This is a genomic window from Labrys monachus (genome assembly GCF_030814655.1).
GTDB lineage: Bacteria > Pseudomonadota > Alphaproteobacteria > Rhizobiales > Labraceae > Labrys > Labrys monacha.
This window is the reverse complement of record NZ_JAUSVK010000001.1, coordinates 6,228,786-6,253,805: the sequence shown is the minus strand read 5'-3', so window position 1 is coordinate 6,253,805 and position 25,020 is coordinate 6,228,786. Positions and strand designations below refer to the sequence as shown.

The 25,020-nt window shown below is 69.3% G+C and carries 23 protein-coding genes; 10 read left to right on the top strand and 13 right to left on the bottom strand.

Translation table 11 applies throughout. From position 1 onward, the window contains the following. The first annotated feature begins 167 nt into the window (after positions 1-167). Positions 168-1,994 carry a translational GTPase TypA gene (gene typA, locus J3R73_RS28510; protein ID WP_307435377.1) on the top strand — a complete coding sequence of 609 codons (1,827 nt, stop codon included), beginning with the start codon at positions 168-170 and terminating at the stop codon, positions 1,992-1,994. A gap of 300 nt (positions 1,995-2,294) precedes the next feature. Here the strand turns inward: typA and J3R73_RS28505 are convergent, their stop codons facing one another. Next, positions 2,295-2,840, bottom strand: coding sequence for a cupin domain-containing protein (locus tag J3R73_RS28505; protein ID WP_307435373.1), 546 nt, complete (start codon positions 2,838-2,840; stop codon positions 2,295-2,297). Between the two features lie 144 nt (positions 2,841-2,984). On the opposite strand from J3R73_RS28505, the gene hisD reads away from it, so the two are divergent. The 5 genes from hisD to J3R73_RS28480 all read left to right on the top strand — a co-directional run bounded on the left by hisD (position 2,985) and on the right by J3R73_RS28480 (position 8,650). Beyond that, complete coding sequence (gene hisD / locus J3R73_RS28500) at positions 2,985-4,292, top strand: histidinol dehydrogenase (RefSeq protein WP_307435371.1); 1,308 nt, start codon at positions 2,985-2,987, stop codon at positions 4,290-4,292. 205 nt (positions 4,293-4,497) lie between these two features. Next, complete coding sequence (locus J3R73_RS28495; protein ID WP_307437767.1) at positions 4,498-5,514, top strand: ABC transporter substrate-binding protein; 1,017 nt, start codon at positions 4,498-4,500, stop codon at positions 5,512-5,514. A gap of 72 nt (positions 5,515-5,586) precedes the next feature. Beyond that, a complete protein-coding gene (locus tag J3R73_RS28490) occupies positions 5,587-6,654 on the top strand; it encodes an ABC transporter ATP-binding protein (protein WP_307435368.1) in 1,068 nt (355 codons plus the stop codon). An 83-nt stretch (positions 6,655-6,737) separates the two neighbouring features. After that, the gene (locus tag J3R73_RS28485) at positions 6,738-7,826 is read left to right on the top strand and encodes an ABC transporter permease (RefSeq protein ID WP_370880117.1); all 1,089 of its coding nucleotides are present in this window, start codon (positions 6,738-6,740) and stop codon (positions 7,824-7,826) included. Beyond that, positions 7,823-8,650 (top strand): ABC transporter permease, encoded by an 828-nt coding sequence (locus J3R73_RS28480; RefSeq protein ID WP_307435363.1) that lies wholly within the window; start codon positions 7,823-7,825, stop codon positions 8,648-8,650. Before J3R73_RS28485 ends, J3R73_RS28480 begins: the two co-directional genes overlap by 4 nt. Positions 8,651-8,934: 284 nt before the next feature. On the opposite strand, the gene J3R73_RS28475 is transcribed toward J3R73_RS28480, so the two are convergent. Then, the gene (locus J3R73_RS28475) at positions 8,935-9,807 is read right to left on the bottom strand and encodes a C40 family peptidase (protein WP_307435360.1); all 873 of its coding nucleotides are present in this window, start codon (positions 9,805-9,807) and stop codon (positions 8,935-8,937) included. Further along, positions 9,804-10,154 carry a MarR family transcriptional regulator gene (locus J3R73_RS28470; protein ID WP_307435356.1) on the bottom strand — a complete coding sequence of 117 codons (351 nt, stop codon included), beginning with the start codon at positions 10,152-10,154 and terminating at the stop codon, positions 9,804-9,806. Before J3R73_RS28470 ends, J3R73_RS28475 begins: the two co-directional genes overlap by 4 nt. Positions 10,155-10,732: 578 nt before the next feature. Between J3R73_RS28470 and J3R73_RS28465 the strand changes: the two genes are divergently transcribed. Beyond that, positions 10,733-11,680: an IS110 family RNA-guided transposase gene (locus tag J3R73_RS28465; protein WP_307425932.1), complete on the top strand. Its 948-nt coding sequence runs from the start codon at positions 10,733-10,735 to the stop codon at positions 11,678-11,680. A 418-nt stretch (positions 11,681-12,098) separates the two neighbouring features. On the opposite strand, the gene J3R73_RS28460 is transcribed toward J3R73_RS28465, so the two are convergent. The 4 genes from J3R73_RS28460 to J3R73_RS28445 all read right to left on the bottom strand — a co-directional run bounded on the left by J3R73_RS28460 (position 12,099) and on the right by J3R73_RS28445 (position 17,169). Beyond that, entirely contained in the window at positions 12,099-13,523 is a 1,425-nt protein-coding gene (locus J3R73_RS28460; RefSeq protein ID WP_307435351.1) for an amidase, read from the bottom strand. 96 nt (positions 13,524-13,619) lie between these two features. Then, complete coding sequence (locus J3R73_RS28455; protein ID WP_307435348.1) at positions 13,620-14,996, bottom strand: leucyl aminopeptidase family protein; 1,377 nt, start codon at positions 14,994-14,996, stop codon at positions 13,620-13,622. Positions 14,997-15,013: 17 nt separating this feature from the next. Further along, positions 15,014-15,820, bottom strand: a complete 807-nt coding sequence (locus J3R73_RS28450; RefSeq protein ID WP_307435343.1) for a YdcF family protein — start codon at positions 15,818-15,820, stop codon at positions 15,014-15,016. A gap of 23 nt (positions 15,821-15,843) precedes the next feature. Beyond that, on the bottom strand, positions 15,844-17,169 hold the full coding sequence (locus tag J3R73_RS28445) for an NAD(P)H-dependent oxidoreductase (RefSeq protein WP_307435340.1): 1,326 nt from the start codon (positions 17,167-17,169) through the stop codon (positions 15,844-15,846). A 148-nt stretch (positions 17,170-17,317) separates the two neighbouring features. On the opposite strand from J3R73_RS28445, the gene J3R73_RS28440 reads away from it, so the two are divergent. Both J3R73_RS28440 and J3R73_RS28435 read left to right on the top strand, forming a co-directional pair. Further along, positions 17,318-17,710 carry a type II toxin-antitoxin system MqsR family toxin gene (locus J3R73_RS28440; RefSeq protein ID WP_307435337.1) on the top strand — a complete coding sequence of 131 codons (393 nt, stop codon included), beginning with the start codon at positions 17,318-17,320 and terminating at the stop codon, positions 17,708-17,710. After that, complete coding sequence (locus tag J3R73_RS28435) at positions 17,707-18,126, top strand: type II toxin-antitoxin system MqsA family antitoxin (RefSeq protein WP_307435333.1); 420 nt, start codon at positions 17,707-17,709, stop codon at positions 18,124-18,126. The genes J3R73_RS28440 and J3R73_RS28435 overlap by 4 nt, the downstream gene beginning before the upstream one ends. Positions 18,127-18,324: 198 nt before the next feature. On the opposite strand, the gene J3R73_RS28430 is transcribed toward J3R73_RS28435, so the two are convergent. From J3R73_RS28430 to J3R73_RS28405, 6 genes are all read right to left on the bottom strand, one after another. Then, complete coding sequence (locus J3R73_RS28430; protein ID WP_307435329.1) at positions 18,325-19,566, bottom strand: NAD(P)/FAD-dependent oxidoreductase; 1,242 nt, start codon at positions 19,564-19,566, stop codon at positions 18,325-18,327. 16 nt (positions 19,567-19,582) lie between these two features. Beyond that, positions 19,583-20,593: an alpha/beta hydrolase gene (locus tag J3R73_RS28425; RefSeq protein WP_307435327.1), complete on the bottom strand. Its 1,011-nt coding sequence runs from the start codon at positions 20,591-20,593 to the stop codon at positions 19,583-19,585. 113 nt (positions 20,594-20,706) lie between these two features. Further along, positions 20,707-22,179: a mechanosensitive ion channel family protein gene (locus J3R73_RS28420; RefSeq protein WP_307435323.1), complete on the bottom strand. Its 1,473-nt coding sequence runs from the start codon at positions 22,177-22,179 to the stop codon at positions 20,707-20,709. A gap of 84 nt (positions 22,180-22,263) precedes the next feature. Continuing rightward, the gene (locus J3R73_RS28415; protein ID WP_307435319.1) at positions 22,264-22,758 is read right to left on the bottom strand and encodes a GNAT family N-acetyltransferase; all 495 of its coding nucleotides are present in this window, start codon (positions 22,756-22,758) and stop codon (positions 22,264-22,266) included. Next, a complete protein-coding gene (locus tag J3R73_RS28410; RefSeq protein ID WP_307435315.1) occupies positions 22,755-23,282 on the bottom strand; it encodes a GNAT family N-acetyltransferase in 528 nt (175 codons plus the stop codon). The genes J3R73_RS28415 and J3R73_RS28410 overlap by 4 nt, the downstream gene beginning before the upstream one ends. Then, complete coding sequence (locus tag J3R73_RS28405) at positions 23,279-23,863, bottom strand: helix-turn-helix domain-containing protein (protein WP_307435310.1); 585 nt, start codon at positions 23,861-23,863, stop codon at positions 23,279-23,281. Before J3R73_RS28405 ends, J3R73_RS28410 begins: the two co-directional genes overlap by 4 nt. Positions 23,864-24,221: 358 nt before the next feature. Here J3R73_RS28405 and J3R73_RS28400 point away from each other — a divergent pair, with 358 nt between their 5' ends. Beyond that, the gene (locus tag J3R73_RS28400) at positions 24,222-24,785 is read left to right on the top strand and encodes an SIS domain-containing protein (RefSeq protein WP_307435305.1); all 564 of its coding nucleotides are present in this window, start codon (positions 24,222-24,224) and stop codon (positions 24,783-24,785) included. The last annotated feature ends 235 nt before the right edge of the window (positions 24,786-25,020 follow it).

Here is a 25,020-nt window from a genome sequence, read left to right as displayed (position 1 = left end):
GTCCCTCGGGAAGAGCGGGCAGGGATGTCCGCGCTCCGGGAATCATTCCGTCCGCGCGGCATTGCCGCCGGCCCCTGCTTTGTGATATTGCGGCGCAAAATCCGACAGACCATCACTCGCAGAGCGCCGGCCGGCAGGGGTCAGCAGGCGCGGAAACCCGGTTTATCATGCAACTTCGCAACATCGCCATCATCGCGCACGTCGACCATGGCAAGACGACATTGGTCGACCAGCTGCTGCGGCAGTCCGGCGCCTTCCGGGACAACCAGCGCGTGGCCGAGCGCGTGATGGACTCCAACGACCTCGAAAAGGAACGCGGCATCACCATCCTGGCCAAGGCGACCTCGATCGTCTGGAAGGATGTCCGCATCAACATCGTCGACACCCCCGGCCACGCCGATTTCGGCGGCGAGGTGGAGCGCATCCTCAACATGGTCGACGGTGCGATCGTGCTGGTCGACGCCGCCGAAGGCCCGATGCCGCAGACCAAGTTCGTGGTGTCGAAGGCCCTGAAGATCGGCCTCAAGCCGATCGTCGCCATCAACAAGGTCGACAAGCAGGACGCGCGCCCGACCGAGGTGGTCAACGAAGTGTTCGACCTCTTCGCCGCGCTCGACGCCACCGACGACCAGCTCGACTTCCCCATCCTCTACGGTTCGTCCAAGCAGGGCTGGATGGCCCTCTCGGCCGACGGCTCGCAGGATGACGGCATGGCGCCGCTGTTCGATCTCGTGCTCCAGCACGTCAAGCAGCCGACGGTCGAGCCCGGTCCGTTCCGCATGCTCGGCACCATCCTGGAGGCCAATCCCTATCTCGGCCGCATCATCACCGGCCGCATCTCCTCCGGCGTGCTCAAGGCCAACATGCCGATCAAGGCGATCGGCGTCGACGGCAAGGTCGTCGAGCAGGGTCGCGTCTCCAAGGTCCTCGCCTTCCGCGGCATCGAGCGCCAGCCGGTGGAGGAAGCCGAAGCCGGCGACATCGTCGCCATCGCGGGCCTGACGCTCGGCACCGTCGCCGACACCTTCTGCGCGCTCGAGGTGACGCAGGGCATCGTCGCCCAGCCCATCGACCCGCCGACGGTGTCGATGACCTTCATGGTCAATGATTCCCCGCTCGCCGGCACCGAGGGCGACAAGGTGACCAGCCGCGTCATCCGCGACCGGCTGCTCAAGGAGGCCGAAGGCAACGTCGCCCTCAAGATCGAGGAATCCGCCGACAAGGACTCGTTCATCGTCTCCGGCCGCGGCGAATTGCAGCTCGCCATCCTCATCGAGGTGATGCGCCGCGAAGGCTTCGAGCTCGGCGTGTCGCGCCCGCGCGTCGTCTTCCAGAAGGATCCGGCGAGCGGCGAGCTGCTGGAGCCGATCGAGGAAGTGGTGATCGACGTCGACGAGGAGTTCTCCGGCGTCGTCGTGCAGAAGATGTCCGAGCGCAAGGCGGACATGATCGAGATGCGTCCCTCCGGCGGCAACCGCCAGCGCCTCGTCTTCTACGCCCCGACCCGCGGCCTCATCGGCTATCAGGGCGAATTGCTGACCGACACGCGCGGCACCGCGGTGATGAACCGGCTGTTCCACGCCTACGCGCCGTTCAAGGGCGAAGTCGCCGGCCGCCGCAATGGCGTGCTGATATCGACCGATGCCGGCGAAGCCGTCGCCTATGCGCTGTGGAACCTGGAAGATCGCGGCCCGATGATGATCGAGCCCGGCTGGAAGGTCTATCAGGGCATGATCGTCGGCGAGCATACCCGCGAGAACGACCTCGAAGTGAACGTGCTCAAGGGCAAGAAGCTCACCAATGTCCGCGCCTCCGGCAAGGACGAAGCGGTGCGCCTGACCCCGCCGATCAAGATGACGCTGGAGAAGTCGATCGCCTGGATCCAGGACGACGAGCTGCTCGAGGTCACGCCGAAGTCGATCCGCCTGCGCAAGGCGATCCTCGACCCCAACGAGCGCAAGAAGGCCGACCGCGCCCGCGAGGCGGCCGCGTAAGCCCCTGGGACCGCAGGCTTCCAGCCTGCCTCTTCCCGCAGGCGCAACGCTTCCAAGAGGCGGACGTCTCGACCATCCGCTCCAGCTCTACGGAAACGGCGCGATTTTCCTTCTCCCGGCTGGGAGAAGGTGGCGCGCAGCGCCGGATGAGGGTCTAAATTTCGACAATTCAAGCGTGATTGTCGAATTACCTTTGTCAAAGTTTAGGCCCTCATCCCCCTGACGGGACCTTCTCCCCGCAACGGGAGAAGGCAATCGATTCTCATATTGTAGAGCGTGCGGACAGGATGCCCTTCCCCGTCAATAAGTCGGCGGCGTGATGGCGCTGACGATCTCGCTGCGTCCGTCCGAGACGTTGCGGAAGCGGTGCGGCAGGCGGCTGTCGAAATAATAGCCGTCGCCGGGGCGCAGGATCTCGGTCTGCCCGTCGACGGTGATCTCCACCGCGCCGCTCAGCACCATGCCGCCCTCCTGCGCCGAATGGGCATAGGCCTCGCCCGTATCGGCGCCGGGGGCATAGGTCTCGTGCAGCATCAGCATCGATTTGTTGGGATAGCCGAGCCCGATCACCCGGTAGGAGACCGTATCCGGCCGGCCGATCTCGGTGAGGTCCGCCGCGCGGTAGAACGGGCTCTGGGGCAGGGCCGATTGCAGGTCGAGGAAGAATCCCGGCAGCGTGGTGCCGAGCGCGTCGAGGACGGCGTGCAGCGTGTCGAGCGAGGGGCTGATCATGTCGCGCTCGATCAGCGAGATCGAGGAATGGCTGACGCCCGAGCGCGCCGCCACCTCCCGCACGCTGAGCTTGCGGCGGTTGCGAAGCTCGCGAAGCCTGTGCCCGATCTTCATGCTGTCCTCCCCGCCGTGGCGCCGGCTTGATAGCATGACGGGCGAAGTGGTGAATATATTAAACGAACCCCGTCCCCCCGATTGCGCAACTCACCCGCAGAACCGAGTGTCGGCCGACCGTTCTTCCCCCGGAGATATCCGCCGATGCCCATTCTCGACCCCGCCGTCGAAGCCAGGATCATGCGCGTCAAGGCGCCGGAGCGCAGCGCCTGGACCGACAACGCCCCGGTGGAGGCGACGGTCAAGGCGGTGATCGACGACGTCCGCAGCCGCGGCGACGAGGCGCTGCGGCATTATTCGCGCGAGTTCGACCGTGTCGAGGTCGAGCGCTTCGAGGTGTCGCCGGCCGAGCGGCAGGCGGCGGTCGACGCCCTCGATCCGCAGACGCGGGCCGATACCGAATTCGCCATCGCCCAGGTCAGGGCCTTCGCCGAGGCGCAGCGCGCCACCCTCCTGCCGCTGGAAGTCGAGCTGCTGCCCGGCCTCCATCTCGGCCATCGCGTCATCCCGATCGCCAAGGTCGGCGCCTATGTGCCGGGCGGGCGCTATCCGCTGCTGTCGGCGCCGGTGATGACCATCGTGCCGGCCAAGGTCGCCGGCTGCGACGAGGTCGTCGCCTGCCTGCCGCCCGGCGCCCACCAGGCGATGGTCGCCGGCTGCCACCTGTCGGGAGCCGACCGCATCTTCCGCGTCGGCGGCGCCCAGGCGATCGCCGCCATGGCCCATGGCACGCAGAGCATCCCCGCCGTCGACAAGATCTTCGGCCCGGGCAACGCCTTCGTCAACGAGGCCAAGCGGCAGGTGTTCGGCCTCGTCGGCATCGACCAGCTCGCCGGGCCGAGCGAGATCTTCGTCGTCGCCGACGAGACCGGCAATGCCGTGACCATCGCCATCGATCTCCTCGCCCAGGCCGAGCACGACGTGCGCACCCGCGTCGGCCTGATCACCACCGACCGCGCGCTCGCCGAAGCGGTGCGGGCGGAAGTGGAGCGCCTGCTGCCGGGCCTGTCGACCGCGGCCGTCGCCGGCCCGGCCTGGCGCGATTACGGCGAGATCGTCGTCTGCGCCGACGAGGCGGCGATGCTCGCTTATTCCGACTTCATCGCCGCCGAGCATCTCGAGGTCCACACCAGGGATCCGCAGGCGACGGCGGCCAGGCTGCGCAATTACGGTTCGCTCTTCATCGGCGTGTCGGCCAGCGTGGTCTATTCGGATAAATGTTGCGGTACCAACCATACGCTGCCTACGATGGGCGCCGGCCGCTACACCGGCGGCTTGTGGGTGGGCTCCTATCTCAAGACATGCACGCATCAATGGCTCGACGAGCGGGGCGTCGCCGCGGTGGCGCCGCCGGCGATCCGCCAGAGCGCCAGCGAGGGCCTGGAGGGCCATCGCCGCGCAGCGGCCCTGCGGCTCGCGCCGCAGCAGCTGCTGGCGGAGATCGGCGTCTAGTTTATTCAACGGCGCAGGGGCGAGCCATTGCTACGCGGCGGGCTTGAGGGTCGGATGGATCCGTCCATACGGCGACGGTCGCGCAACGCCGGGCGGGACGGACCGATCGCCGGGAAGGTGACGGCAGCCGCCCCGGCCGATGCGGAAACAATCAACCAGAGGGAAGTCGACGATGATCTTCAAGCATGCTCTATCCGCGTCCGGCATGGCGGCGGGCCTGGTGCTCGCCGGCCTGAGCCTGGCCTCGGCCCGCGACCTCACGGTCGTCTCCTGGGGCGGCAACTACCAGGACGCGCAGCGCAAGATCTATTTCAAGCCCTTCTCCGCCAAGATCGGCAAGCCGGTGCTCGACGAATCATGGGACGGCGGCATCGGCGTGCTGGAGGCCAAGGTCAAGGCCGGCACGCCGAACTGGGACGCCGTGCAGGTCGAGGCCGACGAGCTGGCGATCGGCTGCGCCGACGGCATCTATGAGCCGATCGACTGGAGCAAGCTCGGCGGCAAGGACAAGTTCCTCGACAGCGCGGTGAGCGAGTGCGGCGTCGGCGCCATCGTGTGGTCGACCATGATCACCTATGACGGCGACAAGCTGAAGGAAGCGCCGAAATCCTGGGCCGATTTCTGGGATACCAAGAAGTTCCCCGGCAAGCGCGCCCTGCGCCGCGGCCCGAAATATGCGCTCGAATTCGCTCTGATGGCGGACGGCGTCGCGCCCAAGGACGTCTACACCGTGCTGCGCGCGCCCGGCGGCGTCGACCGCGCCTTCAAGAAGCTCGATGCGATCAAGGGCGACATGATCTGGTGGGAATCGGGCGCCCAGCCGCTGCAGCTGCTCAAATCCGGCCAGGTGGTGATGACCTCGGCCTATAACGGCCGCATCACCGGCATCAACAAGACCGAAGGCACGCATTTCAAGGGCGTGTGGCCGGGCAGCATCTATGCCGTCGACAGCTGGGTCATCCTGAAGGGCAGCCCGAACAAGGACGAGGCGATGGACTTCATCGCCTTCGCCAGCCAGCCGGAGAACCAGTCCAAGCTGCCGCTGGACATCGCCTATGGCCTGCCGAACAAGGCGGCCGCGGCGGCGGTTCCCGCCGACCTCGCCGCCGACCTGCCGACCAATCCGGCCAATATGACCGACTCCATCTCGATCGATATTGATTTCTGGAACGACAATATCGAAGATCTCACCAAGCGCTTCAACGCCTGGCTCGGCCAGTAGCGCGGGAAGTCCTGGCGACCGGCGCGCCCTCCGCGCCGGTCGATCCTGCGGAGAAGGAGACGTTCGCGCCAGATGGACTCGTTCATTCATTTTGATGCCGTCAGCAAATCTTTCGGCACGATGAAAGTTGTCGACGGTCTCGACTTCCATGTCGGGCGCGGCGAGTTCGTCAGCCTTCTCGGTCCTTCCGGTTCCGGCAAGACCACGCTCCTGATGATGCTGGCCGGCTTCGAGACGCCGACCAGCGGCGCCATCCATGTCGATGGCGTGCGCGTCGAGCGCCTGCCGCCCTACAAGCGCAACATGGGCGTCGTCTTCCAGAGCTACGCGCTGTTCCCGCATATGACCATCGCCGAGAACATCGCCTTTCCCCTGAAGATGCGCGGCATGGGGCGCGCCGAACGCGAGAGCCGCGTCACCCGCGCGCTCGACCTCGTCCGCCTCGGCGAGCTCAAGGCCCGCCGCCCCGCCCAGCTGTCCGGCGGCCAGCAGCAGCGCATCGCCCTGGCCCGCTCGCTCGTCTACGAGCCCAAGGTCGTGCTGATGGACGAGCCGCTGAGCGCGCTCGACAAGCAATTGCGCGAGCATATGCAGCTCGAGATCCGCGAGCTCCACCGCACGCTCGGCCTCACCGTGATCTTCGTCACCCATGACCAAGGCGAGGCCCTGACCATGTCGGACCGGGTGGCCGTGCTCAATCGCGGCAAGATCGAGCAGCTCGACACCCCCTCGGGCCTCTACGACCATCCGCGCACGCGCTTCGTGGCCGAGTTCATCGGCGAGACCAATCTGCTCGAAGGCACGCTCCGGGCCCATGCCGACGGGCTCGCCCAGGTCGAGCTGGCGCAAGGCCGCGTCGTCGCCTGCCGCACCGGCGCCCCGCCGGCGGCGGCCGGCGAACGGGTCATGGTCTCCGTGCGGCCCGAGCGCCTGCGCCTCGGCAGCGATCCCGGCGCCGCCAATGCGCTGCCGGTGCGCATCGAGGACGACGTCTATCACGGCGACCATGTCCGCCTGCATCTCGACTGCGGCGGCCAGCGCCTGGTGGCGCGCACCGACCGGCGCGACGAGGCGCGCCCCGTCGGCTCCGACGCCATCGCCGGCTTCGCGCCGGAAGACTGCACGCTGGTCCTGCCGTGAACCTGCCGCCGCGGCTGAAGGCCGTCCTCCTCGTCCTGCCGCTCCTCGCCTTCCTCGGCGTCTTCTTCCTCTGGCCGCTCGGCATGATGATCGCGACCTCGGTGCAGGGCGGCACCGTGCGCCTCGCCTTCCCGCTCACCGCCGAGGCGATCGCCGGCTGGAACGGCGAGGGACTGCCGGGGCCGGCGGTCGAGGCGGCGCTGGTCGGGGACCTGCGCGCCACCATCCCGCAGGAGCAGTTCGGCGATGCCGTGCGCACGCTCAACAGCATGCAGTCGGGCTTCCGCACCCTGCTGCCGCGCACGGCGGCGGCGGTGCGCAAGGCGCCGGATGCGCCGCCGCCCGCGCTCGCCGCCGTCGATCCGCGCTGGAGCCAGACCCCGTTCTGGCTGGCGCTGAAGCGCGGCATGCCCGCCTATACCGACGCCAACCTGCTCGCCGCCGTCGACCTCAGGCGCGGCGACGACGGTGCCGTCGCCGCCGTGCCGCCCGACATGGCGGTGAACCGCATGATCATGCTGCGCACCTTCGTCATCGCGCTGGAGGTGACGCTGCTGTGCGCCGCCATCGGCCTGCCCTTCGCCATGCTGGCGGCGAGCCTGTCGGGCTGGAAGCGCAACCTCCTGCTGCTCGCCGTGCTGCTGCCGCTGTGGACCTCGCTGCTGGTGCGCACCGCGGCCTGGATGATCCTGCTGCAGGAGAACGGGCTGATCAACCAGGTGCTCAAGCTCCTCGGGCTGATCGACAGCTCGCTGCCGCTGATCTACAACCGCACCGGCATCCTGATCGCCATGACGCATGTGCTGCTGCCCTTCATGGTGCTGCCGATCTATTCGAGCCTCGTCGCCATCCCGAAGAACCTGATGCCGGCGGCCGCGGCGCTCGGCGCGCCGCCGCTCAGCGCCTTCCGCCACGTGCTGCTGCCGCTCGCCATGCCGGGGCTGCTGTCCGGCTCGCTCCTCGTCTTCATGGTGGCGCTCGGCTATTACATCACGCCGGCCCTGGTCGGCGGCCCCAACGACCAGATGATCAGCTCCGTCATCGCCTTCTATGCCACCGGCACCGCCAATTGGGGCATGGCCGGCGCGCTCGGCATCTTCCTGCTGGTGCCGACGACGGTGCTCTATCTCGTCTATGGCAGGCTGTCGCGCACGCCGATGGTGCAGCCGTGAGCGGCGCGGGCCGGGGGCCGGCGGCGGCGGGCTTCAACGCGCTGCGGCTCGCCTTCGCGGCGCTGGTCGTCGCCTATCTGATCGTGCCGCTCTGCGCCATCCTGCCGCTCGCCTTCACCGGCAGCGTCTTCCTGACCTATCCGATGGAGAGCGTCTCGACGCGCTGGTTCGAGCAGCTCGCCACCAGCGACGCCTGGCAGCGCTCGATCGTCAACAGCCTGATCGTCGGCAGCGGCGCCACTTTGCTCTCCACCGTGGTCGGCACCCTGGCGGCGCTCGGCCTGCGCCGCAACCTCGTGCCCTTCTCGGGCGTGCTGCGCTCCTTCTTCCTGCTGCCGATGGTGGTGCCGGCCGTGGTGCTCGGCGTCGGCATGCAGATCCTCTATGCCCGCATGGGCCTCGCCAGCTCCTATGCCGGCGTCATCATCGCCCATGCCGTGCTGTGCGTGCCCTTCGTGCTGGTGAACGTCTCCGGATCGCTCGCCAGCATCGATCCGGCGCTGGAGCGGGCCGCCGCAAGCCTGGGCGCGCCGCCCGCGGCGGTGTTCCGCACGGTGACGCTGCCGCTGGCCCTGCCCGGCATCCTCGCCGGCGCCGCCTTCGCCTTCGCCACCTCGCTCGACGAGGTGGTGATCACCCTCTTCGTCGCCGGCCCCAACCAGACGACGCTGGCCCGGCAGATGTTCTCCTCGCTGCGCGAAAACATCAGCCCGGCGATCGCCGCCGCCGCCTTCCTGATCATCGTGGTGACGCTGATCCTCGCCCTGGTGGTGAAGGGCGCCTCGATCCTGTCCTGGATGCGGGCGCGGCGGGAGGAGGCGTGACGGGAGCGCGATGTCTCGGCGCATGGGCTTGCCACGCCGCCGGCGCGTTCTTAATCAGCCGCCTTCTCCCCGGCGGGGAGAAGGTCCCGGCAGGGGGATGAGGGTCTATACTTCGAGGCAGATCGCTCAAAATCGCGCTTCAATTGTCGACGGTCAGATCCTCGTCCGGCGGTTTGCGCCACCCCAGCATTTCCGCATGAAATGCGAAGTCCCGCTTGGGAGAAGGAGACTGTGCCGTTTTCTGCAAACTTAGCTCTGATGGACAGGATGTCCGCGCTCCGGCGCTACCCGATCCGCCGGATCGTCCTCAGCGTGCTTCCCGCCGCGGCGATGCGCGCCACGCCCTCGGCGAGCCCCTCCACCATCACCGTCATGCTGTGGCCGGTGGCGTGGATCAGGGTGTCGGCGTCGCGCACCAGGGCGACATGGCCCTTCCAGAACAGGAGGTCGCCGCGCCGCAACGCCGAAAGCGGCGTGGCGGGATCGAGCGCTTCGCCGAGGGTGCCTTCCTGCATGTCGCTGTCGCGCGGGCAGTCGAGGCCGCAGGCCTGGAGCGCCGTCTGCACCAGGGCCGAGCAGTCGAGCCCGAGGCTGGTGCGGCCGCCCCACAGATAGGGCACGCCGAGGAAGCGTTCGGCCACGGCGACGGGGTCGTCCTCCGGCGCGTCGATGGGCGCCGCATGCTCGGCGAATACGAAGCCCCAGTCCTTGAGCGCCAGGAACGGCCCGCTGGGGCCGGAGACGGCGATGGCGCTGCCGAGGGTGAGCGGCATCATCGGCGGCGCCTTGATCGAGGGCACCGGATAGACGAAGGTCCGCTGGGCCCGGATCCGGTGGGTCGGCGCATGCGCGTCGTCGGCCGCCCCGGCGGAGAGCGCGTTGGCCGAGAGCCAGCCGACATAGAGGTCGCGCTCCAGCTGGCCCCAGGCCCAGCCCTCCATCTCGTCATAGACGGTGAAGATCTCGCCGAACACCGCCTCGGTGTCGATCGAGGTGGCGAAATCGGGCTCGCGCCGCAGCGCGGCGGCGGTCTCGACCACGCGGCGCCTTTCGCCCCGGCCGTAGCGCGGCGCCTCGACGAGGCCGCGCAGATGCTCGGCCGCGAAATCGGGCCGGGCGAGCGTGGTGCGGCGGTCATGGGTCGGATGCGCGGTCATCGCGGCAGGTCCTTGGCATGCGCGACCAGGATATCGCCGAGCCGCTCGACGAACAAGGCGCCGTCGACGGTGCGCTGGATGATGACGTTGCGCCGGTCGAATTCGTCGCGCCGCCGCGCCGTGAGCTTGAGCTTGGCGAGGCTGTCGAGGGCGCGGGTGATCACCGGCTTGGTCACCGACAGCTTGGCGGCCAGGCCCCGCACCGTATGCGGCGGCACTTCGAGATAGACGGTGAGCAGGATGGCGAGCTGGCGGGCGGACAGGTCCGGCTGCGCGTCGCGCACGAGGTCCAGCGTCACGTCGTGCCAGAGGCGCAGGGCCTGCGCCGGCCGGATCTCGACCCCCATGATGTGCTCCCGCTCAGGCCGCGACGATGTCTCGGCCCGCTATGGTGCCGCGAAATAACGCAAATTTTGTTAACCCCGGGAGCGCGGGCGTCCCGCCGGCTCTTCCTCTCCCTCGGGCTGGCTCGCCGTGTCGCCTGTCCCCAGTGGAAACGCCTTGCGCGGCGGCGGCGCTCCTCACCTCTATCCTCTCCCCGCTTCGCAGGGCGAGGGGACATCGGCGTCGAGGCAATCTATCGACGCCGCCATCTCGCCCCGCCCTTCCGAAACGCGACGCCGCCGTCCCTTCGCCCCGCTTGCGGGGAGAAGGTAAGGATGAGGGGCTGCACCAACGCTTCCGTGTAAAGCGATAGCCGGCGCCGGATCGGCAGGCCGGGGCGGCGCCCCTTGTATCTGGACATCACGATTGATGTTGGATTGAAGCGACAGAGCCCGAGGACCGGTGGCCACCGGTCCTCGGGTGCGGTGAAGTCGCCCGTTGCCCCTCAGGTTACAACCGCAGGTGAGCCTGGGATCTTCGCCGTTGTCACGTACGACCGAATAGTCGCTGGATCGCAATCGCACGAACAAGGCAGGTTACCGTGGCGCATCAGTTTTGTGGAGCAGATGTTTCGAAGGCGCGTCTCGACGTGGAGATGCTGGACCCGCGTGGCGAGGTGGTGAGAGCTTCTTTCATCAACGACGCGGCGCAGATCGCCGACTTTGCGGCCTTGTGCCGGGAGCATGGCGTTGAATTGGTGGTGATGGAGGCGACCGGCGGCTATGAGCGGCTGGCCTTCCTGCTTCTGTGGGAGGCTGGCATCCCCTGTGCCCTGGCCAATGCCCGGTCGGTGCGCCGCTTCGCCGAAGCCATGGGGGTGCTGGAGAAGACCGACCGGATCGATGCGGGCATGATCCGGCGCTTCGCCGAAGTGAAGCAGATGCGGCCCGATCCGCCGCCGAGCTTGGCCCAGCAAAGCCTGACGGCGCTTGTACGCCGGCTCGGCCAGGTCACGAGCGACCTTGTGGTCCAGAAGCAGCGGCGCCAGATAACGACCGACGCCAAGGCTCTCGCCAGCCTGGACGAATTGATCGCCTTCCTCAAACGCCAGTCGCGTTCGCTGGAGGGCGAGATCGCCGGTCTGATCGACGAGGATCCCCTCTGGAGCCATCTGGGGGAGACTTTTCGGTCGGTCAAGGGCGTGGCCAATCGCTCGATCGCCCGCCTGATGGCGGACCTGCCGGAAATCGGCACCTATTCCAACCGAGCCATCGCCAAACTGGTCGGCCTTGCCCCGATCGCCAGGGAAAGCGGCGCACTCGAAGGCAAGCGCCATATCCGCGCCGGCCGGGCTCCGGTGCGCTCGATCCTCTTCCTGGTCGCCGACATCGCCCGTCGCTACGACCCCGGCCTGAAACAATTCCACCAGAGGTTGCTGGATGCCAAGAAGCCCAAAATGGTCATCCGTATCGCCCTGGCCCGCAAACTTCTCGTCAAGCTCAACGCAAAAGCACGCGATGCGCGCATCGCTTTCGCCAACGCAACTTGACAAGCCAGATAGTCGCTCACCTCTATCCTCTCCCCGCAAAGCAGGGCGAGGGGACATCGGCGTCGAGGCATCTATCGACGCCGCCATCTCGCCCCGCCCTTCCGAAACGCGACGCCGCCGTCCCTTCGCCCCGCTTGCGGGGAGAAGGTAAGGATGAGGGGCTGCACCAACGCTTCCGTGTAAAGCGATAGCCGGCGCCGGATCGGCAGGCCGGGGCGGCGCCCCTCACCTCTATCCTCTCCCCGCTTCGCAGGGCGAGAGGACATCGGCATCGAGGCATCTATCGACGCCGCCATCTCGCCCCGCCCTTCCGAAACGCGACGCCGCTGGCCCTTCGCCCCGTTTGCGGGGAGAAGGGACGTCAACGTCGCGACACCCGGCCCGGCCGCTCGCTTGCGGCGCCACGCGCCTCCGCCCGTCAGCGCGGATCGATCGGCACCAGGCCGGCGAGGCCGAGAATGTCCTCCAGCACGGCGCCCGCACCGAGCAGGGCCGCTTCGCCGCGCGGCTTGCCGATCAGCTGCAGGCCGATCGGGCGCCCGTCGGCGCTGAAGCCGGCCGGCATCGCCAGCGACGGGCAGGAGGTCATGGTCACCACGCTGGCCAGACGCAGCCACTCGACATAGTTCTCGAAGACGTGGCCGTCGACCTCGCGCACCCAGCGCTGCTTCACGTCGAGGGGTGGCGTGCAGGCGGCGGGGGTGAGCAGCAGGTCGTAGGTGCCGAAGAAGGCGGCGATTTCGGCATAGAGCCGGCTGCGCCGCCGGAGCGCGACGCCGACCGCCTCGGCGTCGAGGGCGCGGCCCCGCTCGATGTTCCAGACGACGTCGGGCTTGAGGAGGCTGCGCTTGGTTTCGTAGAGCGTCTGCATGCCCGCGACATAGCCGAGGGCGCGCAGCGTTTGGAAAGCTTCGGGCACGCCGGAGAAGTCCGGGCACGCCTCCTCGACGATGCAGCCGGCCTCGGCGAAGCGCCGCGCCGCCGCCTCGCAGACCGCGCACGTCTCGCGATCGACCGGGGTCACGCCGAGATCCGGCGAGAAGGCGATGCGCCTGGGCGCCCCGCGCTCCCGGGCGGCCTGCCGGAAGCTCGCGGCCGGCGCCTCCAGCGACAGGGGATCCTCGATATGCCAGCCGACCATGGCATCGAGCATCAGGCCGATATCCTCGACATTGCGCGCCATCGGGCCGTTGACCGCCAGCGTCTCGAACTGCACCTCGGCCGGCCCCGCCGCGACGCGGCCGGGCGTCGGGCGCAGGCCGACGACGGAGCAGAAGCTCGCCGGCGTGCGCAGCGAGCCGCCGAGGTCGGAGCCGGTGGCGAGCCAGACCTGGCCGGTCGCCAGCGCCACCGCCGAGCCGCCGGACGAGCCCCCCGCGTTCAGGCTGCGGTTCCAGGGGTTGAGCGTCTCGCCGAAGACGTCGTTGAAGGTGTTGGCGCCGGCGCCGAATTCCGGCGTGTTGCTCTTGCCGATCGGAATGCCGCCATGGTCTTCCAGCCGCTCGACCATGATGTCGGAGCGCTCGGGCACGTTGTCGGCGAAGATGGGCGAGCCATAGGTCGTGCGCACGCCGGCAAGGTCGCTGAGATCCTTGACGGCGAAAGGCAGGCCGCCGAGCCAGCGGAAATCCTGTGCCGGCGCGGGCGGCTGCGCCATCAGCCGGCGCGCCTGGTCGCGCGCCCGCTCGGCGCACAGCGTCACCATGGCGTTGACGGCGCCGTCGACCTCGGCGATGCGCGCGAGCGAGGCCTCGACGAGGTCGAGCGGGCTGACCTCGCGCCGACGCAGGAGGTCCACCACCGCGCCGGCGCTCAGCCGGATGAGATCGTCGCCGTCGTTCATGATATCTCCCTGGGACCGCCGGCTTCCAGCCGTCTTTTCAGAAAATGGCTCGACTTCCTTCTCCCGGCCGGGAGAAGGCGCTGAATGGCCTCACCCTCACGCATAGCGCGTCTTGAGATAGGCGTAGAGCGCCCGTGCGCCCATCACCTCGGCGCCCTCCGGCCGGCCGGGCCGGGTGGTCGGATTCCAGCAGAACATGTCGAGATGGACGAAGGACTTGGCCTTCTCCACGAAGCGGTCAAGGAAGAGCGCCGCGGTGATCGCGCCGGCGAAGCCGCCGCTCGAGACGTTGTTCACATCGGCGATCTTGGACTCGAGCATGCCGTCATAGGGCGGCCACAAGGGCAGGCGCCACAGCGGGTCGTGCTCGACCAGGCCGTTGTTCTGCAGGGCGTTGGCGACGACGTCGTCGCGGGTGAACAGCGGCGGCAGGTCCGGCCCGAGGGCGACGCGGGCTGCGCCTGTGAGCGTCGCCATATCGACGATGAGGTCGGGCGCCTCCTCGTCGGCGAGCGCCAGCGCGTCGCCGAGCACGAGCCGGCCCTCGGCGTCGGTGTTGCCGATCTCGACGGTGATGCCCTTGCGCGTCGCCAGGATGTCGCCGGGCCGGAAGGCGGAGCCCGAGATGGCGTTCTCGACGGCGGGGATCAGCACGCGCAGGCGGATGCGGAGCCCGGCCGCCATGACCATGCTGGCGCAGGCGAGCACCGAGGCGGCGCCGCCCATGTCCTTCTTCATCAGCAGCATGCCGGCGCTCGGCTTGATGTCGAGGCCGCCGGTGTCGAACACCACGCCCTTGCCGACCAGCGTCACTTTGGGATGGGCCGGATCGCCCCAGCTGAAATCGATCAGCCGCGGCGGGCGCGACGACGCCCGGCCGACGTCGTGGATCATCGGGAAGTTGCGGTCCAGCAACTCGTCGCCGACGGTGACGGCGAAGTCCGCGCCATGCCGGGCGGCGAGGCTGCGGGCGGCCTCGGCCAGTTCGGCCGGACCGAGGTCGTTGGAGGGCGTCGCGATGAGGTCCCGCCCGAGCGCCACGCCCTCGGCGATGCGGGTGATGTCGTCGGCGTCGACGCCGTCCGGCACCACCAGGCGGGCGGTGGGCGCCTCGGCGCTGCGGTAGCGGGTGAAGCGGTAGGCGCCGAGGAGCCAGCTCAGCGCGGCCAGCCGGTCGTCATGGCTGGCATTGGCGAAGCGGTAGGTGCCCGCCGGCAGCAGCGTCGCGAGCTTGCCCGGCAGGAAGGCGTCGCGGTGGCGCCCGCCTTCCTCCAGGCCGAAGACGATGCCGGCGAGGGCGCCGCCCGCGGACGGCAGCAGGAGATGGCGCCCGGCGGCCGCTTCGAAGGCGTTGGCGGCGATCCAGTCGCGCTGCGGCGCGGGCAGGCCAGCGAGGATGTCCGCCGCATCGTCACGGGTGACGAACCAGATCGGGACGGCATCGGCGGCGGATGCGACGAGGAGGTCGTGCATGGCAATCTCTCGCAAGGTCAGGGTTTGGGGAAGAGGTCGTCGATGCGCCCCGCCAGCCGGTAGCCGAGCAGGCCGAGCCATTCATGCGAGGCGACATTGCTCTGGCGCAGGCCGTCCCCGACATTGAAGAAGGGCAGCCAATCGTCTGCGGGCCCGGCCGTCCGGTAGTTGACGGGATAGGGCAGCACGTCGAAGCCGGCCTTGCGGAACAGGCCCATGGCGCGCGGCATGTGGAAGGCCGAGGTGACGAGGAGGTAGCGCTGGCCCGGCGCCGGCTGGAGGAGGTCGCGGGTGAACTGCGCATTCTCATAGGTATCGCGCGATTTCGACTCGAAGACCATGCGCTCGTCGGGAATGCCGAAGCTCTCGAAGAGCTGCTTGGCCACCGTCGCCTCGGGCACGTCGTTCTGCGTGAGGCTGGGCAGGCCGATGCCGCCGGTGAAGATGATCCGGGCCTGCGGATAGAGCCGGGCGAGGGCGGGCACCACCGTCATCCGTTCAGCCGAATCGTTGAGGCCCGATTGGTGGCGCATGCTGGCGAGATGGGTGTCGACCGCGCCGCCGAGCACGATGATGCCGGCGATGTCGGTCCCGGGCGCGATCGCGGCGGGCGGAAAACGATCCTCCAGCGGCGCGAGCATGAGATTGCCGGCCGGCGAAAGCCCGAACACGGCGAGGAGCACGATCGAGGCGCCCATCAGGACGCAGCCGAAGGCGCGGGAGCGGCGCCGCAGGCACAGCAGGAGGCCGAGGAGCCCGATCAGGAACACGGCGTTCGACGCGGTCGCGACGAAGCCCACCGCCTTGGCGACGTAATAGAACATGAATGGCGTCCCGCTGCTTCCGCTCAGGCCGCGTCGGCGTCGAGGAAGCGCTGGTCGGCCTCGTCGAGGTCGCGCCTGAGCTTGACGATGGTGAGGCTGTCGTCGACGGCGCAATTGTCGTGGCTGAGCAGGTCGCCCTTGCGGATCGGCCGGGTGACGCGGGCGCGCTCGGCGAGCCCGATCGGCAGCAGGCGCGCCTTGCTGGCTTCCGCCCAGCGCATCGACCAGCCGCGATAGTCGTATTCGCCGATGCGCCCGAGCACGGTGCCGGGCTCGAGGTCGCGCTTGGCGCGCGCCGCCGCCTCGGCCACCGGGTGGTCGAGCGGCTGCATGTCGGCGGTGCCGTAGAGGACGGCGCGGGCGGCGGTGAGCGGCGTCTCCAGGCTGGTGAGGTGGTAGGGCCGGTGCAGCGTGAAGAACGGCCCCTTGCCGACATGCAGGTCGGTCATGCGTTCGAGCACGCGCGGATGGTTGGGCTCGACGATGCAGAAGACGCCGGGCGCCACGCCCTTGCCGATGGTGTAGTCGACGACGCCGCGCCGGCTGAGCACGCCGCCATGGCTGGCGGGGCAGAGCACCTCGGCGAGCTCGTCCCGGCTGGCGCGCGGGCCGTGCATGCCGGGCTTGTCCGGGACGAGGCCGGTCGCATTGGCGAGCGCCACCATCTCGACCATGGTCTTGGAGCCGTCGACGAATTCGACCAGCATGCGCGGGTTCATGTCGCGCGCCTCGGCCTCGGCCACGTAATCGTCGGGCACGGCGTCGAAATCGACCGCGTTGTTCTTGCCCTTGCCGGCGGCGACGACCGTCATGCCGAGGGCGCGGGCGAAGGCGACGAGCTCCACCGCCGCCGCCGGCTCGTCGCCGGCCGCCCCGGTATAGATCACGCCGGCCTTTTCCGCCTCGGCCTTGAGGTAGCGCCCGATGGTGATGTCGGCCTCGACATTGAGCATCACCATGTGCTTGCCGTTGCGGATGGCGGCGAGGGCGACATGGGCGCCGGTCTCGGGATGGCCGGTGGCGTCGATGACGACCTCGATGCGCCCCGCCGCGGCGAAGGCGGCGAGGTCCGTGGTGATGGCGATGCGCCCCGCCTCGATGGCGCGGTCGATGGCCGAGGTGTTGGAGACCTCCACCAGCTCGTCGGGGCGGTGGCCGGCGCTGAGGGCGGCGGCGATGGCGTTCTGCGGCCGGGAGCGCACGCAGATGGCGCCGATGCGCAGGCCCTGCATCAGCGCGATCTGCACGATGAGGTCCGTCCCCATCTGGCCGGCGCCGACCAGGCCCACCGTGATCGGCCCTTTTTGGCGTGCTCGTTCGGTCAGGTCGGCTGCGAAAGACGGATTCATCGGATACTCCGCGAGATTGACGCCCCACACGCCCGCTGGACGACGGGGTCTCACCGTCTAACCACCAAAACACGCCGCTGCCAAGAACAAGCAGCCGAACGTGCCGGCGGCGCGGACATCATGCCGGGTTCCGACGCATGATACCGCGATGACGAAAAGGGCCGGACGCCGACGGACGCCGGCAGAACAGGTTCTTGAACCGCCCTCTTTATGGTGGCAAAAGACCCTCATGGAAAAGCGTCGGCCGACGTATGACCTCGAAGCGATCAAGGACGCCATCGGATCGAGCGAAACCCTGGCGATAACCGTGTCCGCGCTGCGGGACGCCACCGCGCTCGGCTTCGATCGCCCGCGTATCGCCGACACGATCGCCGGTATTCGTCCCCGAATGTTCTTCAAGTCGATGACGACCTTTGTCGATCATCGTGTCTGGCAGGACGTCTACCACGTGCCGCTGGACGGCTTGATCCTCTATGTGAAATTTCAGGCTGACGTGGTGACCGAGTTCGGACGGATGTCCTTCAAGGAGAAAGGGTCATGACGGCAAAGGCAATCCATCTTCCCGACACCATGTTCGCACCGGAGACCGGTGAATTGCTGACGCGCGGCGTGCGTCCGTTCGACGTGACGTACAAGGGAGAGACGATCACTGTCGACTTGCCGGGCTACTACCCCGCCGGCGACGGCGATGGTGTGGTCGTCGGCAAGGACATGGCCGTCGTCGACGAAGCCATGCGCGCGCTCAAGGAAAAGCTCGATGGCATTCCCTCGCCGGCCACGATCAGGCGCGTGCGGACCAAGCTGAAGCTCTCGCAGCGCGAGGCGGGCGCCTTGTTCAAGGTCGGCGAGAATGCGTTCGACAAGTACGAACGGGGACTGGTCGAACCCAGCGGGCCGACGACGCAGTTGCTCCGGGTGCTCGACCGCCATCCGGACCTCGTGCGCGAATTGAAATGAGACCGCCGCCGTCGTGACGGGCGGCCAGGATGCCCGTATGCGCTGACTTTGCCAGGCAAGGCGTGACGATGGAGGGGCGATCACCCGATCGCCCTTCTTGGAGACGCAGAGTCTGCCGGCAAGGAAGAGGTCGATCGGTGATCGACCCACCGATCGCGGGCCTGAGTTACGCCTACGGCCCGGTTGTCCGCGCTCCGATCACCCGAAGCGCGTCGCGGCGAAGGGTGCCGCGTCGACGAAGGTCTTCTCGCCCGTCATCATCTCCGCGAGCAGCCGGCCGGTGGCGGGGCCGAGCGTGAAGCCGAGATGCTGGTGCCCGAAGGCGAGCCACAGGCCGCGATGGCGCGGCGCCGGGCCGATGACCGGCCGCGAATCCGGGAAGATCGGCCGCGCGCCCATCCACGGCTCCGCTTCGGCGCGGCCCGCCAGCGGAAACAGGCTGCGGGCGATCCTCTCGGCCTTGTCGACCTGCACCGGCGTCTTCGGCGCGTCCCGGCGGGCGAATTCGGCGCCGGTGGTGAGGCGGATGCCCTGGAGCATCGGCGTGATCGCGTAGCCGCCCTCCTCGTCGAGCACCGGCCGGCTGAGCCCGGCGCCCGCCTCGGCGTGATAATGCATGTGGTAGCCGCGCTTCACCGCCAGCGGCAGGCGATAGCCGAGCGGGGAGAGCACGTCCATCGACCACGGGCCGAGCGCGACGACCGCCTCCCGGGCGCCAGCGGCGCCTTCCGCCGTGGCGACCGACCAGCCCTGGCCGTCCTGTGCCAGGGTCTGGGCGTCGCCGGCCAGCAGCGTGCCGCCGATCTCCTGGAAATAGGCGGCATAGGCCTTGGTGACGCCGCCGGGGCTCGACACCGAATCCGGGTCGGACCACAGGATGCCGGAGCGGAAGCTGGGCTTGAGCGAGGGTTCGAGCGCCAGCACCTCCTCGCGCGACATTTCCCGCGCCTTGTAGCCGAATTCGGCCGCGAGCGGGATCTCCTCGCGCTCGGCGGCATGCGCCGCCTCGGTGCGGTAGATCTTGACCCAGCCCGTGTCGCGAAAGAAGCCCTCGGCCTGCGCCGCCCGGGCGAGGCGCCGGTGCTCGGCCACGGTGACGTCCAGCAGCGGCTGCATGATGCGGGCCGTCGCCACCAGCTGGTCCGGCGCGGAGAAGCGGCGATAGGCCAGCAGCCACGGCGCCAGGGCCGGCAGCGCCGACCAGTGGAAATTCGCGCCGGGATAGCGCTTGAGGACGATGGCGGCGAGCGCCGAGAGCTGGCGCGGGAAGGCCACCGGCAGCAGCGAGCAGCGCTCGACGAGGCCGGCATTGCCGTAGGAGGTCTCCTCGCCCGGGCCGCGCCGGTCGACGAGCGCCACGGCGCGGCCGCGCTCCTGCAGGTGGACGGCGATGGAGACGCCGACGATGCCGCCGCCGAGAACCAGGGTATCGTAATGCATGGCAGGTCTTTCGATGTCAGGCGGGCAGGCGGCCGTGATGGCCGAGCGATCGCGCCGCCGCGACGATGGCGGCGAAGCCGGCGGCCGCCGCCGTGCTGTGGTGGCGGGCGCGCATATAGGAATGGTCGAGCGCCGGCTCGTGGCGCAGGGAGACCGGCACGCCGGCCTCTTCCAGCCGGGCGGCATAGAAGAAGGCCTCGTCCTGCAGCACGTCGTGCGCGGCGGCGGTGATGAAGGCCGGCGGTAGGCCGTCAAAGTCGTTTTCGAGCAGCGGCACGGCACGCTTGTCCCGCCAGGCGGGCGACGTCGGCGGTCCGAGGAAGGCGTCGAGATAATGCACCATCTCCTCGCGGGCCAGGGCCGAATCGGTGGCGTTGCGCCGGTATGACGCGGTGTCGGTCTCGGCACCGAGCACGGGATAGATCAGGATCTGGCCGCGCAGGACGTCCTCGCCTCTGTCGCGCAGATCGCCGGCCAGCGCCGCCGTCATCTGGCCGCCCGCGCTGTCGCCGCCGGCGACGAGGCGGGCGGTGTCGATGCCGTGGCCGGCGCCTTCGGCGAGCACCCAGGCCAGCAAAGCGTGCGAATCCTCCAGCTGCGCCGGGAAGGGGTGCTCCGGTGCCAGCCGGTAGTCGAGCGCGACGACCGCGACGTCGGCGCCGGCCGCGATCTCGGCGCACATGTCGTCATGCGTCTCCAGGCTGCCCAGCACCCAGCCGCCGCCGTGGAAATAGAGCAGGCCGGGCTTCGGGGCGCCGCCCTCGGGCCGGTAGAGCCGCAGCTTCAGCGGGCCGCCGGGGCCGGCGATGGCGAGATCGGTGACGGCGAGGCCGGGCGGATGCGGCGCGTGGTAGGAGCGGCAGACCGCGTCCCACGCCGAGCGCTGGCGGTCGAGCGGCCAATGGATGGCCTCGTGCGGCGTCTCGGCCGCGAGCCGGGCGCGGAAGGCCGCCATGCCCGGATCGAGCGGCGGGCGGGCCTCGGCGAGATGCGCGAGGCGGGCGGCAAGGGCAGGGGCGGATGGCATGAATCGGTCCGGGGCGGGGGCAATGGGCGAGGATAGGACGGCTCGCCCGCCGGAGGAAACCGAAAAACGACGGCGGGGCTGCCGGTCTCGCGCCCGGCGCCGCCGGGCCGCCCTCACGGCTTGAAGAAGGCGCGGATCTGGGCGAGGAACTGGGCGGGCGGCCCGGGCGGCGCGCTCGCCGCCTTCGCGGCGTCGCGGGCGAGGAAGGCCTGGCCGCGCCGGGCGGAGGCCTCCAGGGCCGCGGCGAGGCGGGGCTCGGCCGCAAGGAGCGGCTGGAGCTCGTTCCGGCGCAGCTCGAACAGGATGCAGCGCGTCACGGCGACGAGCGTGCCGGGATTGGGGCCGTCGGTGAGCAGGCTGATCTCACCGAAGGAATCGCCGGGCCCGAACCGGCCGACGACATGGGAGTGGCCGGCCATCATCCGGCTGCCCTCCACCACGCCGGAGGCGACGATGAACAGCCCGGCGCCGGCTTCGCCCTGCGACAGCACGGTCTTGGTCGGTTCGAACATGCGGCGGACCATGGTCCGCGCCAGCGCGTCCCGCTTTTCGGCGGCGAGCGCGGCGAAGAGCGGGATTTCGGCCAGCAGCTGTTCCGGGGTCAGCGTTTCCACCAGCGGCGAGGCGAGGCCGTCGACGGCGGCGCCGGCCGGGAGCGAGGTGCGGATGTTGTGGTAGCGGAACTGGCGCAGCACTTCCTTGAGGAGCAGGCTCTTCATCGCGCCGAGATGGTCGGTATGGGCGACGGAAAAGGCGATGTCGTAGCTGTTGGAGCGCAGGCCGATGCGCGACAGCAGCACCGAAGGGGCGGGATCGGCGAGGATCTTGGGGCAGAGCATGGTCGCCTGGCGCAGGAGATCCATCACCAGGTCCGGCTTGGCGCTGGCGTCGCAGGAGACCTGCACCGCATCGTCCCGCCGCGTCGTCGGCTTGCTGCGGTTGATCACCCGCGCCTTGGCGATCAGGCTGTTGGGGACGGTGGCGATGTCGTTGCCGTCGGTGCGGATGCGGATCGAGCGCCAGTTGACCTGGACGATGACGCCCTCGATCGCCCCGTCGATCCAGATGCGGTCGCCGATGGAATAGGGGTGCTCGATGCCGACGGCGATGCCGGCGAACACGTCCGCCAGCGTGTTCTGCAGGGCGAGCGCCAGCACGATGGCGATGACGCCCGAGGTCGCCAGCAAGGCGCGCACCGGCAGGTCGAACACGAAATTGACCACCGCGAGCACCGCCGCGATGTAGACGATGCCGGCGACGAGGTCCGAGCCGAGCTTGGCTTCGCCGGTGCCGCGCTCCCGGAACAGCGGCAGGCGCAGCAGGCCGACCACCAGGCGCCCGCCGAGGATCCACCAGGCGGCGACGAGCCCCTGCTGCCACAGGCCGATCGCCATGCTCGCAGTGTCGAAGACGGGGGCGACCGGCGGCCCGCTCGTCTTCACCGTCAGCAGGGTGAGGAGGACGAAGAAGAACGCGCCGGTGGCCATGCGCAGCCAGGCGGGACGCCAGGCGATGCGCCAATTGCCGGCGGTGAGGCAGGCGAGCACGGTGGTGAGGATCAGTTCGCTGACGGGAGGCAGGGGCATGGCGCCGACCGGTGGAGACGGCCCCATGATGGCACCCGGGCGGACGCGGCGCCAGAGCCTTGCCGGCAGGAAGGCCCGCCGCCCCTATCCCTCCAGCATCTTCTGCATGAAGACGAGATCGAGCCAGCGCCCGAATTTCTGGCCGACCTGCGGCATGCGCCCGGTCTCGACGAAGCCGAGGCGCCGGTGCAGGGCGAGCGAGGCCTCGTTGGCGGCGTCGATGCCGCCGAGCATGACATGCTTGCCGCCCGCTGTCGCCGCCGCGATCAGCGCGGCGAGCAGGGCGCGGCCGATGCCCCGGCCGCGGGCGGGCTCGGCGACATAGACCGAATGCTCCACCGTGTAGCGGTAGCCGTCGAAGGGGCGCCAGTCGCCATAGCTGGCATAGCCGAGCACCGCCCCCTCCTCCTCGGCGACGAGGACGGGATAGGCCTGCGCCCGCCGCGCCTCGAACCAGGCCTGCCGGTTGGCGAGGTCGGCGACGGTCCAGTTCCAGATCGCCGTCGAATGGAGCACGGCGTCGTTGTAGATGGCGAGGATGGCCGGCAGGTCGGCCTCGGTCGCGCTGCGGATGGTCATGCCGTGAGATCCTTCCAGAAGAACGTGGTGTCGGAGAAGACGCCCGGCGCCAGCAAGGCGTGCCGCGGCATGACGCCGAGGCGCTGCCAGCCGAGCTTCTCGTAGAGCCGTTCGGCGGGCGATCCGGCGGTGGTGTCGAGGCTGAGCAGCGGACGGCCGAGCGCCCGCGCCTCCCGCTCCAGCGCCGCCATCAGGGCATGGGCGACGCCGCGCCCGCGTCCGCGCCGATGCACCAGCAGCTTGTTGACCTCGGCCCGGTGCGGCTGGTTCTGGATCGGCACCGGGCTGAGCTGCACCGTGCCGACCGGCTCGCCGTCGAGGCGAGCGACGAACAGGATGGTGCTGCCGTCCGCCACCCGCGCCACCGTTTTGCGGTAGAAGGCTTCGGCCGTCGGCCGGTCGAGCGGCGGCAGATAGGACACCGACGCCCCGCCTTCGACGCAGTCGATCAGGATGCCGGCGAGGACGGGCACCAGCGGCGCGGCCTCGTCCGGCCCGGGGATGGTGACGGTGATGGCGGTCATCGGGGAGGCACCTGCCGGGCGTGGGAGAGGACGACGACGTAGCGGGCCGGCACAGGGCCGGGATTGTGGAACATCAGCGGCCGGTCGAGCCGCATATGCAGGCAGTCGCCCGGGGCGAGCGGCCAGGCCTTGCCGTCGACCGACAGGACGAGCTCGCCTTCCCGCAGCCAGACGAGCTGGTCGAAGCCCGCTCCGGCGTGGCGCTCGAAGGGCACCAGCGCCCCCGCCGGCAGCTCGACTTCCACGAGGTCGACGATGCCCGTCGCGGTCGCCGGGGAGACGGCGCGGCGGACATAGCCCGAGGCCGGATCGCGCCAGAGCGGCTGGTCAGCCCGCCGCGCCAGCGGCGAGGCCTCGGCCTTCGGCTCGGCGAACAGGGTGGAGAGGCTGACGCCGAGCGCGCCGGCGAGCCGGGCGAGGAGCTGGGCGGTGGCGCTCGATTCGCCGCGCTCGATCCGCGAGATCATCGCCCGGCTGACGCCGCTGGCCGCCGCCAGCGCCTCGATCGAGAGCTGCCGCGCGCCGCGCAGCGCCTTGATGCGCGTGCCGAGATCGGCGTCGATATCCGTGACCTTGTCCATGATAGGAGATTATATTTCCATTATATTGGAGTCAAGCGGTGTCCGCGATCATGCGCGGGAGCGCGGACGTCCCCGCCCATAGGCGCTGAGATTAAGAGGGGGGAGGCGCAATTTGTCCTACCCGGGCTCGTCCCGGGTATCCGGACTTCGTCCCGAATGAGGGCTGCCGGCCCGGCTGGATTGCCGGGGACAAGCCCGGCAATGCAAATCCTGAACGGTCATGGGCCAAAAACGGCGTCCCCCTCCGGGCCGAAGCGGAGGCCCGCCTCCCGGAAATATCCGCCTTCGCCCCCGCGCGGGATGACGGAGGCCGGCCGGATGCGATAGCCTCGGGAATCAAAACCCTGCCGGAAACGCCATGACCGATACAATTCCCGCTTTGTCCCTGCGCGCGCTCGACGACCTCGCCGCCGTCGTCCGCGCCTTGCCCGCCGATGCGGCGGACGCCCTGATCGAGGCGCTCGCCACCGCCCGGCGCATCGCCATCTACGGCGCCGGCCGCGAAGGCCTGCAGATGCGCGGCCTCGCCATGCGGCTCTTCCATCTCGGGCTCGACGTGCATGTCGTCGCCGACATGACGGTGCCGCCGGTCGGCCCGGGCGACCTCCTGTTCGTCTCGTCGGGGCCGGGCGCCTCGAATATCGGCGATGCCCTGATGAAGGTGGCGCGGGAGGCCGGCGCCCGCACCGCGGTGGTGACCGCCCAGCCGCAGGGCCGCACGCCGCAGGCGGCCGACATCGTCTTCACCATCCCCGCGCAGACCATGGCCGACGACCGCGGCGGCGCCGTCTCCGTGCTGCCGATGGGCTCCCTGTTCGAGACGGCGCAGATGCTCGTCTTCGAGATCGTCGTGCTCAAGCTGCGCGACCGCCTCGGCGAGACGGCCGAGACGATGCGCGCCCGCCACACCAACCTGGAGTGAGACGAGGCCCGTCGTGCCCCGGGACCGCAGGCGTCCCGCCCATATGCGCTAACTTTGCCGACAATAGCGCGATTTTCCTTCTCCCATGCGGGACTTCGCATTTCCTGCGGAAATGCTGGGGGTGGCGCGAAGCGCCGGATGAGGGTCTGGACTTCTGCAATTCCAGCGCGACTATTGAGCTATCTGCGTTGAAGTTTAGACCCTCATCCCCCTGCCGGGACCTCAAGCATTTCCA